Annotated in this window: 12 protein-coding genes; 2 read left to right on the plus strand and 10 right to left on the minus strand. The window is 67.4% G+C overall.

From position 1 onward, the window contains the following. Window positions 1-56: 56 nt before the first annotated feature. From ACWGRX_RS19735 to ACWGRX_RS19765, 7 genes are all read right to left on the minus strand, one after another. The gene (locus tag ACWGRX_RS19735; RefSeq protein WP_452118927.1) at window positions 57-1,673 is read right to left on the minus strand and encodes an NTP transferase domain-containing protein; all 1,617 of its coding nucleotides are present in this window, start codon (window positions 1,671-1,673) and stop codon (window positions 57-59) included. Between the two features lie 22 nt (window positions 1,674-1,695). Beyond that, a complete protein-coding gene (locus tag ACWGRX_RS19740; protein ID WP_452118928.1) occupies window positions 1,696-2,400 on the minus strand; it encodes an XdhC family protein in 705 nt (234 codons plus the stop codon). Between the two features lie 3 nt (window positions 2,401-2,403). Continuing rightward, a complete protein-coding gene (locus ACWGRX_RS19745; protein WP_291640886.1) occupies window positions 2,404-3,036 on the minus strand; it encodes a LysE family translocator in 633 nt (210 codons plus the stop codon). Beyond that, window positions 3,036-3,374, minus strand: coding sequence for an XdhC family protein (locus ACWGRX_RS19750; RefSeq protein WP_452118929.1), 339 nt, complete (start codon window positions 3,372-3,374; stop codon window positions 3,036-3,038). Before ACWGRX_RS19750 ends, ACWGRX_RS19745 begins: the two co-directional genes overlap by 1 nt. 145 nt (window positions 3,375-3,519) lie before the next feature. Further along, window positions 3,520-4,722: a vWA domain-containing protein gene (locus tag ACWGRX_RS19755; RefSeq protein WP_452118965.1), complete on the minus strand. Its 1,203-nt coding sequence runs from the start codon at window positions 4,720-4,722 to the stop codon at window positions 3,520-3,522. 246 nt (window positions 4,723-4,968) lie between these two features. Beyond that, complete coding sequence (locus ACWGRX_RS19760) at window positions 4,969-5,343, minus strand: nuclear transport factor 2 family protein (protein WP_452118930.1); 375 nt, start codon at window positions 5,341-5,343, stop codon at window positions 4,969-4,971. 103 nt (window positions 5,344-5,446) lie between these two features. Further along, window positions 5,447-6,361, minus strand: a complete 915-nt coding sequence (locus tag ACWGRX_RS19765; RefSeq protein WP_291640893.1) for an AAA family ATPase — start codon at window positions 6,359-6,361, stop codon at window positions 5,447-5,449. Between the two features lie 125 nt (window positions 6,362-6,486). Here ACWGRX_RS19765 and ACWGRX_RS19770 point away from each other — a divergent pair, with 125 nt between their 5' ends. Both ACWGRX_RS19770 and ACWGRX_RS19775 read left to right on the plus strand, forming a co-directional pair. Further along, window positions 6,487-7,089 carry a trimeric intracellular cation channel family protein gene (locus ACWGRX_RS19770; protein WP_291640901.1) on the plus strand — a complete coding sequence of 201 codons (603 nt, stop codon included), beginning with the start codon at window positions 6,487-6,489 and terminating at the stop codon, window positions 7,087-7,089. A 74-nt stretch (window positions 7,090-7,163) separates the two neighbouring features. Continuing rightward, window positions 7,164-7,520, plus strand: a complete 357-nt coding sequence (locus ACWGRX_RS19775) for a nuclear transport factor 2 family protein (RefSeq protein ID WP_452118931.1) — start codon at window positions 7,164-7,166, stop codon at window positions 7,518-7,520. A 193-nt stretch (window positions 7,521-7,713) separates the two neighbouring features. Here ACWGRX_RS19775 and ACWGRX_RS19780 read toward each other — a convergent pair whose 3' ends face one another. From ACWGRX_RS19780 to ACWGRX_RS19790, 3 genes are all read right to left on the minus strand, one after another. Further along, window positions 7,714-8,520, minus strand: a complete 807-nt coding sequence (locus ACWGRX_RS19780; protein ID WP_452118932.1) for an FAD binding domain-containing protein — start codon at window positions 8,518-8,520, stop codon at window positions 7,714-7,716. A gap of 128 nt (window positions 8,521-8,648) precedes the next feature. Beyond that, the gene (locus ACWGRX_RS19785; RefSeq protein ID WP_452118933.1) at window positions 8,649-11,012 is read right to left on the minus strand and encodes a xanthine dehydrogenase family protein molybdopterin-binding subunit; all 2,364 of its coding nucleotides are present in this window, start codon (window positions 11,010-11,012) and stop codon (window positions 8,649-8,651) included. 110 nt (window positions 11,013-11,122) lie between these two features. After that, window positions 11,123-11,623, minus strand: coding sequence for a (2Fe-2S)-binding protein (locus ACWGRX_RS19790; RefSeq protein WP_291638742.1), 501 nt, complete (start codon window positions 11,621-11,623; stop codon window positions 11,123-11,125). Window positions 11,624-11,918: the final 295 nt, after the last annotated feature.

Below are 11,918 nucleotides of genomic sequence, written 5' to 3' on the forward strand. Positions count from 1 at the left end.
AAACCGCACGAAACACCTCCGATAGCCTGGCCGGCTCGAGCCTCCTGCGCGTCGAACTAGGAGCGCAGAGGCGCACCGGTCAGGGCCTTAAGCGCTTCGGGCGTGTCGACATCGATCGCGATCGCGGGGTCGTCGAGCGGGACCTCCTCGACGGCGTCTCCGGCCTCCTCCAGCAGGCGCCGGGCACCCTCGTCGCCCGACAGCCGGGCAACCGCGGCGAAGAGCTCTCGCGACAGCAGCACCGGATTGCCGCGATGCCCGAGCAGCGTCGGCACCACCGCCACCGCGTCCGGCCTGTCGGCGAAAGCCTGGGCCAGCCGGTCGATCACGCCGGGCGTGACGTTGGGCATGTCGCCGAGCGAGACCACGACGCCCTGCGCATCGGATGGCAGCGCCGCGAGCCCCGCCTTGAGCGAGCTGGAGAGGCCGTCGGCGAAACCGGGATTGCGGACGAAGCGAACGTCGAGCCCTTCCAGTGCCGCGCGGATTTCGGCCTCCTGGTGGCCGACCACGACGAAGACCGGCGCGGCCCGCGAGGCGATCTGTGCCTTGACGGCATGGCGCACCAGCGCCTCGCCACGCACCTGCTGGAGCAGCTTGTTGTCTCCCCCCATACGGGTCGAGCGACCGGCCGCGAGCACCAGCCCGGCGACGGGCGCGACCGCGGCATGGCCCGGCGCGCGCGGCTGCGGCCGCGAGATGATCTCCATCAGCAGCCCGCCGACCCCCATGCCCTGGATCTCGGCACGGCGCACCGGCAGGCCGGCGAGGCAGCGCTGCAGCACCCAGTCGAAGCCGTTCTCCTTCGGCGAGCGGGCGCAGCCCGGCGCGCCGATCACCGGCTTGCCGTCGAGCTCGCCGATCAGCATGAGGTTGCCGGGATCGACCGGCATGCCGAGATGCTCGATACGCCCGCCGGCCAGGGCCAGCGCCTGCGGCACCACATCGCGCCGGTCGGTGATCGCCGAAGCGCCGAAGACCACGACGAGCTCAGCCGGCCCGGCAGCGGCCTCGCGGATCGCCGTGGCGAGCGGCGCGCCCTCATGCGGCACACGCCGCTCCAGCACGATCTCTCCGCCCGCCGGCGCCAGGCGTTCGGCCATCACCCGCAAGGTCTTGTCGACGACCGAGGGCTTGAGGCCGGGCAGCAGGGTCGAGACCACGGCCACGGATTTCAGCTTGTATTCGGTGATCGCGATCGGCCGGGCGCTGCCGAGCCGCGTGAGCGCCTCGGCGATCTGGCGCTCCTGTACGGCATAGGGGATGATCTTCACCGTGCCGACCATCTCGCCGGCGACGACCGCCTTCAGCGCCGGCAAGGTCGCGACCGTGATCGCCTCGTCGATGCCGTTCAGCATGTCGATCAGCGCGGTATCGATGGTCAGCACGCCGGCCGCCGCCGCGAACAGGTTGACCCGCCCGGTAAACGGCGCCTCGGTCACCACCGCCCGCCCGGCCAGCGCCCGCGCCAGCTGTTCGGCTGCGGTGTTCTCGTCGATATCGCCGGGCTCGAGCTGGACGGCGACGATCTCGGTCAGCCCGCCCGCCGCCAGCCGCTCGGCATCCTGCGCGCTGATCGTCGCGCCCTTGCGGACGATGGCGTCGCCGGCACGCACGGTGTGGGCCGCGACGCTGCCCGCCGCTTCGGCGATCGGAATGGGACCGAACTTCATGGGCAGGCACTCATACGGGCACTCATGCAGGCTCTGTTGCAGGCTTGCGGCGCGGGCCGCGCAGGGTGGAGACGATCTCGCCGAGGATCGCGAGCGCGATCTCGGCCGGCGAGACCGCGCCGATGTCGAGCCCGATCGGGGCGTGGATGCGCGCCGTCTGCGCCTCGCTGAAGCCCGCTGCCGCCAGGCGCTCCAGGCGCCGGCCATGCGTCTTCCGGCTGCCGAGCGCACCGATATAGAAGCAGTCCGAGTTCAGCGCCGCGACGAGCCCGGGATCGTCGATCTTCGGGTCATGCGTCAGCGCGACGAAAGCCGTGTAGGCGTCGAGCTGCTGGCGCTTCAGCACCTCGTCCGGCCACTCCGGCAGCAGCGTCACCTCGGGAAAGCGCTCCGGCGTCGCAAAAGCGGTACGCGGATCGATGACGGTGACGTCGAGATCGAGCAGCTTCGCCATCGGCGCCATGGCCTGCGAGATATGCACCGCGCCGGTGACGATCAGGCGCGGCGGCGGCGCCTGCACCGTCAGGAAATAGGCCTTGCCGTCGACCTCGACCGAACCGCTCTTGCCGGTGCGCAACTGCCTGTCGATCAGCTCGGCGAGCGGGTCCTGCTGCAGCTCCGCCGCCTTGACCAGTCTTTGCGCACCCATACCGATATCGGTGACCAGCACCGCGGCGCGGCGCGCCGCACGCTCGGCATTGAGCGCCGAAAGCAGCGACAGTTCCATGGCCTAGCCCTTGTCCACCGCGAGCTTGACCCCGAGCCCGATCATCATGCCGCCGCCGAGCCAGCGCCCGATGCCGAAACCGGCGCGGCTCGCCTTCATCGTCTTCATCACCAGGGTAGCGCCGAACACGGTGACGAGATCGGCCGAGGAGAAGGAGAAGTTGACGATCGTGCCGAGGATCAGGAACTGCGCCCAGACCGGCAGCGAAGCCGAGGGATCGACGAACTGCGGCAGGAGCGCGATGAAGAACAGCGCGACCTTGGGGTTCAGGATCTCGACGATGAAGGAATCGACCAGGGCCCGCTTCACCGTCTTCGGCGGCGCGACCGGGCGCTCCTCGGACGAGCCGAGCTTGGAACGGATCATGCCGATGCCGAGCCAGACCAGATAGAGCGCGCCGGCGATCTTCACCGCGAAATAGAGCTCGGGCACATGCTTGAACACCGCCGACAGGCCGAAGGCCGCGGCGAAGACATGGACATAGCAGCCGAGATGGATGCCGAGCATCGCCATCAGCCCGGCCTTGCGGCCATGGGCGATGGTCTGCGCCGCCGTGTAGAGCAGCGCCGGGCCGGGGAAGTAAGCGACCAGCAAGGTCAGCGTCGCAAAGGCGACGAGGGTTTCCCAGGAGGCCATTAGTTCGTTTCCTTGCCGCGGACCGGCTCTACATAGACTTTGATCCGACCGCCGCAGGAAAGCCCAACCTTCCAGGCGGCCTCGTCGGCGACACCGAATTCGAGCGTACGCGCCCTGCCCTGCGCGATCACCTCGCCGGCCTCCTCGACGACGGCGCCCTCGACGCAGCCGCCCGAGACCGAGCCGAGGAAATTCCCTTCCCCGTCGATGACGAGATGCGAACCGACCGGACGCGGGGCCGAGCCCCAGGTCTCGATCACGGTGGCGAGCGCGACGCCGCGCCCGGCCTTTGCCCAGGCCTCGGCAGTGGCGAGGATGTCGGTGTCAGTGCTGATCATGACTGTCGCCTCCCTCTCAGCCATCGCGCAGAGCAGCCGCGCAACGGCGTTGCAAAGGACGGCTCCAGTATACTCTGGAACATCCTTCGAGACGCGATCTGCGATCGCTCCTCAGGATGAGGGCTGGTTTGGAAGACATCATGCCTCAACCCGCCCTCTTCAACCACTGGCGCGGATCGCCTGCCTGCCGTGCATCGGGCGAAAGCGCGGCGCAGAGATCGGCCATCGCCGCGAGATTGTGGATCGGCCGGAAGGAGTCGACATGGGGCAGCATCGCCCTGATGCCGCTCGCCCGCGCCTCGAAGGCATCATAGCGCAGGAGCGGGTTGAGCCACACCAACTGGCGGCAGGAGCGCTGCAGCCGGTCCATCTCGAAGCCGAGCTCGTCATCGAGATGACGCTCCAGCCCGTCGGTGAACAAAAGGACGACGGCGCCGCCGGACAGCACGCGGCGCGACCAGGTCCGGTTGAAGGCATGCAAGGCCGAGGCGATGCGGGTGCCGCCCTCCCAGTCTGGCGCTGCCCTGCCGGCCAGCGCCAGCGCCTCGTCGGGATCGCGGGCGCGCAGGCTGCGGGTGACATTGGTCAGGCGCGTGCCGAAGACGAAGGAATGCACGCGTCGGCGCTGCTCGGTGACGGCGTGCAGGAAATGCAGGAAGATCCGGGAGTATTCGGCCATCGAGCCGGAGATGTCGACCAGCGCCACCAAGGGCGGATGCACCTGTGCCCGTTCGCGAAAGGCGAGATCGATCGAAGCGCCGCCGCCCCTCAGCGAGCGGCGGAAAGTACGGCGCGGATCGATCCGCGCCCCGGCATGCGCCGCCTGGAAGCGCCGCGTCGGCACGGCATCATCGGGCAGGCGCAATTCCGCGATGAGCTGGCGCGCTTTTGCGATCTCGGCGGCGCTCATCTGGGCGAAGTCGCGCGATTTCAGGGTCTCGCGTTCCGAAACCGTCAGCCGCGCAGACAATTCCGTCAGTTCGACCGGCGGTGGCTCCTCCTCCGCCGGCGGCGGCGCGAAGGCCTCGGCGACGCGCAAGGCTCCCGCCTCGGGCCTCTGCGGCGGCGCATCGACCCGGGGCGTTACCGGCGACATCTGCGCCATCAATTTCTCGATCAGCCCGCGCCGGCGCCAGAACAGCCTGAAAGCCTGATCATAGACCGCTGAATCCTCGTGCTTCTTCACGAAGATCGCATGCAGCGCCCAATAGACGTCCTCGCGGCCGCCGAGCGCGCCATCCGCCAGCGCCTCGACCGCCTCGACCACCGCGCCCGGCCCGACGCGCAGACCGGCGATCCGCAGGGCGCGGGCGAAATAGGCGACATTCTCGGGCAGCTTTCCGGTCATATCTCCACCGTCATGCTCGCCCTTGTGGCGAGCATCCACGTCTTGCACCGCCGACGAAGCGCGCGACGCGACCTTCCTTCTCTCGGATGGGAGAAGGTGGCGCGGAGCGCCGGATGAGGGCCTGCCGTTTCCGCAGAAGGCGTGCCGGCAACGCTGGGGCCTGATGGTGAAAGGGCGGTCCCTCACCCCTGCCCCTCTCCCATCTGGGAGAGGGGTTCACCGCGCCTCTCATTCCGGACGTCGTCGTCACGTCCCCGTCTCGGTCATGAACACCTTCTGCGCCACGACCCATTTGCCGTCGACCTTGAGGAAGGAGAGCAGGTCGGTGAAATAGCGCGGCGGCATCTGGCACTTGACCTTGACCAGCGCCATGGACGGCCCGACGAGGTCGATCGCCAGCACATGGTCGCCGCGCTCGAGCCCCGCCGCCTTCGGCGATTTGCGGCCCCGCACCGCCTCGAACCAGTTTTCGCGCGGCACGACCTTCAATTCGCCGTCGAGCGACTGGGTCAGTGCGCTGGTCGGGTGGAAGACCGAAGCGAGCTTTTCGACATCGCCCTCATAGAGCCCGTCGAGATAGGTCTGCGTCGCGGCCTCGATCGCCTTGATGTCGTCGTTCATCGCTCACTCCGTCATGCTCGGGCTTGTCCCGAGCATCCACGTCTGGCGGCGCGGATGCAGGGAAGACGTGGATGGTCGGCACAAGGCCGACCATGACGATGCACTACCCCCGCGCCGCCTGCTTGGCCTGGTCGAGCAATTCGCCGACCTTCGAGCCCTGCATCGCCTGGATGTCGTCCTGGTATTTCAGCAGCGCGCCGAGCGTGTCAGAGACGATCGCCGGGTCGAGCGCCACCGCATCGAGCTCGACGAGGGCGCTCGCCCAGTCCAGCGTCTCGGCGACACCCGGCGCCTTGAACAATTCCTCCTTGCGGATCGCCTGCACGAAGGAAACCACCTGCTTCGCCAGCTTGGCCGGCGCCGCCGGAGCCTTGGCCTTCAGGATGGCGAGTTCGCGGGCCGCGTCTGGATAGCCGACCCAATGATAGAGGCAGCGCCGCTTCAGCGCGTCATGGATCTCGCGCGTGCGGTTCGAGGTCAGGATCACGATCGGCGGCTCGGCGGCCTTGACCGTGCCGAGCTCGGGGATCGTCACCTGCGCATCGGCCAGCACTTCCAGAAGGAAGGCTTCGAAGGCCTCGTCGGTGCGATCGAGCTCGTCGATCAGCAGGATCGGCGCCCCGCCCTGCTGCGGCTCCAGCGCCTGGAGCAGCGGGCGCTTGACGAGATAACGCTCGGAGAACAGGTCGCTTTCCAGCCGCTCGCGATCCCCCGCGATACCACCGGCCTCGGCGAGGCGGATCGCCATCATCTGCCCGGCATAGTTCCACTCGTAGACGGCCGAGGCGAGATCGAGCCCCTCATAGCATTGCAGCCGGATCAGCCGGCGCCCGAGCCCGGCAGCCAGAACCTTGGCGATCTCGGTCTTGCCGGTGCCGGCCTCGCCTTCGAGCAGCAGCGGGCGCTTCATCCTGAGCGCCAGGAACAGCACCGTCGCGAGCGCGCGGTCGGCGACATAGCCCTGGGATTGCAGCAGCGCGAGGGTTTCGTCGATCGAGGTCGGCATGGCAGGCGTCATGAGGTCCCGGTCCTGGAAGATGTCGAAGCGTCGCCAGCCCCGCAAGACCGGTTTGACCTGTGGCTTTCCTTAGTCCCTAACAGGTCCGGTTGATAGCGAGCGGAGATTCCGGCGTGCTCGGCGCAATGTACATCGTCGCGATCATCGTCGAAGCCATGTCGGCTGCATTGGCGGCCGGCCGCCGCAGCATGGACTGGGTCGGCGTCTGCATGCTCGGCAGCATCACGGCGCTCGGCGGCGGCTCGGTCCGCGACATGCTGCTCGGGCATTACCCGCTGAGCTGGGTCAAGCATCCGCACTACCTGCTGATCACCGCGGCGGCGGCCCTGTTCACCATCTTCATCGCCCGCTTCATGTACCGGCTGCGCAAGATCTTCCTGCTGCTCGACGCGGTCGGGCTCGTGCTCTTCACCGTGATCGGCTGCAATGTCGCGCTGGAGATGCAACAGCCCTTCATCATCGTGATCACGGCCGGGCTGATCACCGGTTGCGTCGGCGGCGTACTGCGCGACATGCTCTGCGCCGACATCCCCCTGCTCTTCCGCAGCGAACTCTATGCGACGGTCTCGGTCGTCACCGGGTTGATCTATCTCGGCGGCCTCAGGGTGGAGCTGCCGCACGACCTCGTCACCATCCTCGCCATGGCCGTCGGGCTGGTGCTGCGGATCATGGCGCTGCGCTTCAACTGGAGCATGCCGAAATTCGTCTACTCGCGCGATCTGCATTAGCCCCTCACGCAAGGTCATCCTGCTGACAGCTTCTGACCCGAAGCTCGGCAGGATCGCGGGCGGAGGACAAGACCATGACCAGCACAGCCGAGCTCGCCACCGACTTCGTCGCCCTGCTCAAGGATGGCCGGCACGACGAGGCCGCGAGCGCCTATAATGCCGACGAGATCGTCAGCTACGAGAACATGCCCGGCCCGATGGAGGTCTGCCGCGGCAAGGACGCCGTCAGGCAGAAGGGCGAATGGTGGGTCGCCAATCACGAGCTGCACGAGTTCACCACCGAAGGGCCCTATCTCAACGGCGAACAGTTCGCCGTGACCTTCTATGTCGACGTCACCGTCAAGGAGAGCGGCGAGCGGCGCAAGATGCACGAGGTCGGGCTCTACACCGTCAAGGACGGCAAGATCGTCGAGGAGCGGTTCTTTTATTGAGTCGACGCTGCCCGAAAGGCGATCCACGACCTGCCCCCTCTCCCCCTGCGGGAGAGGGTTGGGGTGAGGGGTCGCGCGACGCTGGCCACAGGTGCCGCGCAGCATTCCCCAGAGCCCTCAAGACCTGATCGACCCCTCATCCGGCCCTTCGGGCCACCTTCTCCCGCAAGGGGAGAAGGGAGCGGCTGGCCGCTCAGCCCTTCCCGGTCGCCTGCGCCACCGCCTGCTTCGCCATCACGCCGATCAGATGGGCGCGGTACTCGGCATCGGCATGCATGTCGGCATTGATGCCCTTGGCGGAGTGCTTCAGCCCGTCCAGCGACTTCGGCGCGAAACGCGCCTTCAGCGCGGCTTCCGCCTCCGGCCAGCGGAAGACGCCGCCCTCGCCCGCCCCGGTGACCGCGACCGCGACCTCGCTGCCGCGCTTGGCGACGAAGACGCCGACCAGCGCATAGCGCGAGGCCGGGTTGCGGAACTTCGCGTAGCCGGCCTTAGAGGCCAGCGGGAACGAGACCTTGGTGATGATCTCGCCCTCCTCCAGCGCTGTCTCGTAAAGCCCGGTGAAGAACTCGGCCGCGCTAAGCTTGCGCTGATTGGTGACGATCGTGGCGCCGAGCGCCAGCAGCGCCGCCGGATAATCGGCCGCCGGATCGTTATTGGCGACCGAGCCGCCGATCGTGCCGCGATGGCGCACATGCGGATCGCCGATATGGCTGGCGAGATAGGCCAGCGCCGGGATCGCTTCCTGCACCTCCGGCGAGGCCGCGACCTCGGCATGGGTGGTCATCGCGCCGATCACGAGATTGCGGCCCTTGCGGGCGATGCCCTTGAGATCGGCGCAGGAGGAGAGATCGACCAGCGCAGCCGGCGAGGCCAGACGCTGCTTCATCGTCGGCAGCAAAGTGTGCCCGCCGGCGAGCAGCTTAGCATCTTCCTTCTTGGCGAGCAGGCCGGCGGCCTGCCTTGCGCTGGTCGGGCGGTGATAGGTGAAAGCGTACATGGTCGTTCTCCGCTCGGGTTCCGTGAGCGTCATGCTCGGGCCTGTCCCGAGCATCTCTTCCAGGGCGCGCTCGCGGCGCCTCTCCTGGGAGAGATGGCCGGGGCAGGCCCGGCCATGACGCGCTTTGTCTATTCCGCAGCCATACGGCTGAGCGTCTTCTGCGCCGCGCGCCAGACCGCCTGCGGCGTCGCCGGCATGGCGATGTCCTCATGGCCGAGCGCGTCGGTGATGGCGTTGATCACGGCGGGCGGCGAGGCGATCGCGCCCGCTTCGCCGCAGCCCTTGATGCCGAGCGGGTTGGACGGGCATGGCGTCACCGTCATGCCGACCTGGAAGGACGGCAGATCGTCGGCCCGCGGCATGCAGTAATCCATGAAGCTCGCGGTCACGAGCTGGCCGTCGGCATTGTAGCGGGCGCCTTCGAGCAGCGCCTGACCGACGCCCTGGGCGATACCGCCATGGACCTGGCCCTCGACGATCATCGGGTTGATGACGTTGCCGAAATCGTCGACCGCGGCCCAGCGCTCGATCCGGGTGACACCGGTGTCGGGATCGATCTCGAGCTCGCAGATATGGACGCCGGCCGGGAAGGTGAAATTGGTCGGGTCGTAGAACGCCCCTTCCTTCAGCCCCGGTTCGAGGTCCTGGCCGTTGAACTTGTGGGCGACATAGGCCTGCAGGGCGCAGGAGCCGAAATCGAGCTTCCGGTCGGTGCCCTTGACCAGGAAATTGCCGTCCTTGAAGTCGATATCGGCCTCGTCGGCCTCCAGCACATAGGCGGCGACCTTCTTGCCCTTGGCGATGACCTTGTCGAGCGCCTTGGCGATCGCCGACATGCCGACGGCGCCCGAACGCGAGCCATAGGTGCCCATGCCCATCTGCACCTTGTCGGTGTCGCCATGGACGATCGAAACGTTTTCGAGCGGCACGCCGAGCCGGTCGGAGACGAGCTGGGCAAAGGTCGTCTCATGGCCCTGGCCATGGCTGTGCGAGCCGGTCAGCACCTCGACGGTACCGATCGGGTTGACCCGGACCTCCGCCGATTCCCACAGGCCGACGCCGGCGCCGAGCGAGCCGACCGCCGCCGAAGGCGCGATGCCGCAGGCCTCGATATAGGAGGAGAAGCCGAGGCCGCGCAGCTTGCCGTTGCGGCCGGAATCGCGCTTGCGCTTGGCGAAGCCCTTATAGTCGATCAGCTCCAGCGCCTTCTTCATCGAGGCGCCGTAATTGCCGGTGTCGTACATCATGATCACCGGCGTCTGATGCGGGAACTTCTTGATGTAGTTCTGCATCCGGAACTTGGCCGGGTCCTTGCCGAGCTGGCGCGCCGTGACCTCGATCAGGCGCTCGACCACGAAGGTCGCCTCCGGCCGCCCGGCGCCGCGATAGGCGTCGACCGGGGCGGTGTTGGTATAGACGGCGTCGACCTCGCAATAGATCGCCGGGATGTCGTACTGGCCCGAGAGCAGCGGCGCGTAGAGATAGGTCGGCACCGAGGAGGAGAAGGTCGAAAGATAGGCGCCGAGATTGGCGGTGGTGTGCACCCTCATCGCCAGGATCTTGCCCTCGGCGTCGGTGGCGAGCTCGGCATGGGTGACGTGATCGCGGCCATGCGCGTCGGAGAGGAAGGCCTCGGTGCGGTCCGAGGTCCATTTCACGGGGCGGCCGACCTTCTTCGCCGCCCAGACGCAGACCGTCTCCTCGGCGTAGATGAAGATCTTCGAGCCGAAGCCGCCACCGACATCCGGCGCGATCACCCTGAGCTTGTTCTCCGGCGCGATGCCGATGAAGGCCGAGAGCACGAGCCGCGCCACATGCGGGTTCTGGCTCGTCGTATAGAGCGTGAACGCCCCCTCGCCCTGGTCGTAATCGCCGACCGCGGCGCGCGGCTCCATCGCGTTCGGCACCAGCCGGTTGTTGACGAGATCGAGCTTCGTCACATGCTTGGCGGCCTTGAAGGCCTTCTCGGTCTCATCCTTGTTGCCGAGATGCCAGTTGAACACCGTATTGCCCGGCGCCTCGGCATGAACTTGTGTTTTCGTCTGCGCGGCCGTCGCGGTGTCGACCACCGCCGGCAGCACGCCGTAATCGACTTCGATCGCCTCAGCCGCATCGCGCGCCTGCGCCAGCGTCTCGGCGACGACGACCGCGACATGGTCGCCGACATAGCGGACCTTGCCCTGCGCCAGGGCCGGATGCGGCCCGGCCTTCATCGGCGAGCCGTCCTTGTTGTGGATCATCCAGCCGCAGATCAGCCCGCCGATCTTGTCGGCGGCGAGGTCGTCGCCAGTGAAGATGCCGAGCACGCCCGGCATTGCCGCCGCGGCCTTGGTGTCGATCTTCTTCAGCGTCGCATGCGCGTGCGGCGAGCGCAGGAAATAGGCATGCGCCTGGCCCGGCCGGTTGATGTCGTCGGTATAGCGGCCCTGGCCGGTGATGAAGCGATGGTCTTCCTTGCGGCGGACGGGAGCGCCGATTCCGGTAGCGGACATGGATTCCTCCTGGCATGTCGCCTCTTGACGGGCGTTGGCAGCGTGTCTGGCGGGGATCGCATCGGAAGAAGGCCGCGCCGGTCCTGCCGGAGGCGGCCTTCCGGAAAGCGCTATTCGGCGGCCTGGCGGGCCGGGGCCGCGCCCTTGCCCATCGCCTCGGCGCCGGCGGCGACCGCCTTGACGATGTTGTGATAGCCGGTGCAGCGGCAGATATTGCCGTCGAGATCCTCGCGGATCGTCTTCTCGTCGAGCGCGTGGCCACGGCGGTTCACCATGTCGACCGCCGACATGATCATGCCCGGCGTGCAGAAGCCGCATTGCAGGCCGTGATGCTCGCGGAAGGCCTCCTGCATCGGATGCAGCGCGCCGCCATTGGCCAGTCCTTCGATGGTCGTGACCGAGGCCCCCTCGCAGGCGAGCGCAAGCGTGGTGCAGGACTTCACGGCTTTTCCGTCGAGATGCACGACGCAGGCGCCGCACTGGCTGGTGTCGCAGCCGACATGCGTACCGGTGAGCCGGAGATTTTCGCGTAGGAACTGCACCAGGAGGGTGCGCGGATCGACATTCGCGGTGACGGTCTTGCCGTTCACCGTCATGGTCACATTGGCCATGGGGCACTCCCTCCGAAAGCCTGTTTTAGCAGCCCGGCGGAAGACAGCTCGACCGCCGGACCATGCACGTCCCCGGCGCGCTTGCCCCGGAAACGGATTTTTCTTGGAACAACTTCAAATTGAATGTGGACTCGGGATTTTCCGCGGTCAAGCGGGAGGCCACCGATCGAGAACGCCGTTTTCGCGGCGTTTTGACGCCGTTTGCGAACAGGGGCAGCTTTCGCCAGGCCAATCCGGCACAAGCCGCGCCTTTTGCGCTTTCTTAACCTCCGCCGTGCAGTATCGCCCGTTGAAC

Source organism: Allobosea sp. NPDC055594, assembly GCF_053618995.1.

Coding starts and splice junctions, on each gene's coding strand:
- ACWGRX_RS19735 (WP_452118927.1), bottom strand. CDS start 1,673: ATGAAGTTCGGTCCCATTCCGATCGCCGAAGCGGCGGGCAGCGTCGCG.
- ACWGRX_RS19740 (WP_452118928.1), bottom strand. CDS start 2,400: ATGGAACTGTCGCTGCTTTCGGCGCTCAATGCCGAGCGTGCGGCGCGC.
- ACWGRX_RS19745 (WP_291640886.1), bottom strand. CDS start 3,036: ATGGCCTCCTGGGAAACCCTCGTCGCCTTTGCGACGCTGACCTTGCTG.
- ACWGRX_RS19750 (WP_452118929.1), bottom strand. CDS start 3,374: ATGATCAGCACTGACACCGACATCCTCGCCACTGCCGAGGCCTGGGCA.
- ACWGRX_RS19755 (WP_452118965.1), bottom strand. CDS start 4,722: ATGACCGGAAAGCTGCCCGAGAATGTCGCCTATTTCGCCCGCGCCCTG.
- ACWGRX_RS19760 (WP_452118930.1), bottom strand. CDS start 5,343: ATGAACGACGACATCAAGGCGATCGAGGCCGCGACGCAGACCTATCTC.
- ACWGRX_RS19765 (WP_291640893.1), bottom strand. CDS start 6,361: ATGACGCCTGCCATGCCGACCTCGATCGACGAAACCCTCGCGCTGCTG.
- ACWGRX_RS19770 (WP_291640901.1), top strand. CDS start 6,487: ATGTACATCGTCGCGATCATCGTCGAAGCCATGTCGGCTGCATTGGCG.
- ACWGRX_RS19775 (WP_452118931.1), top strand. CDS start 7,164: ATGACCAGCACAGCCGAGCTCGCCACCGACTTCGTCGCCCTGCTCAAG.
- ACWGRX_RS19780 (WP_452118932.1), bottom strand. CDS start 8,520: ATGTACGCTTTCACCTATCACCGCCCGACCAGCGCAAGGCAGGCCGCC.
- ACWGRX_RS19785 (WP_452118933.1), bottom strand. CDS start 11,012: ATGTCCGCTACCGGAATCGGCGCTCCCGTCCGCCGCAAGGAAGACCAT.
- ACWGRX_RS19790 (WP_291638742.1), bottom strand. CDS start 11,623: ATGGCCAATGTGACCATGACGGTGAACGGCAAGACCGTCACCGCGAAT.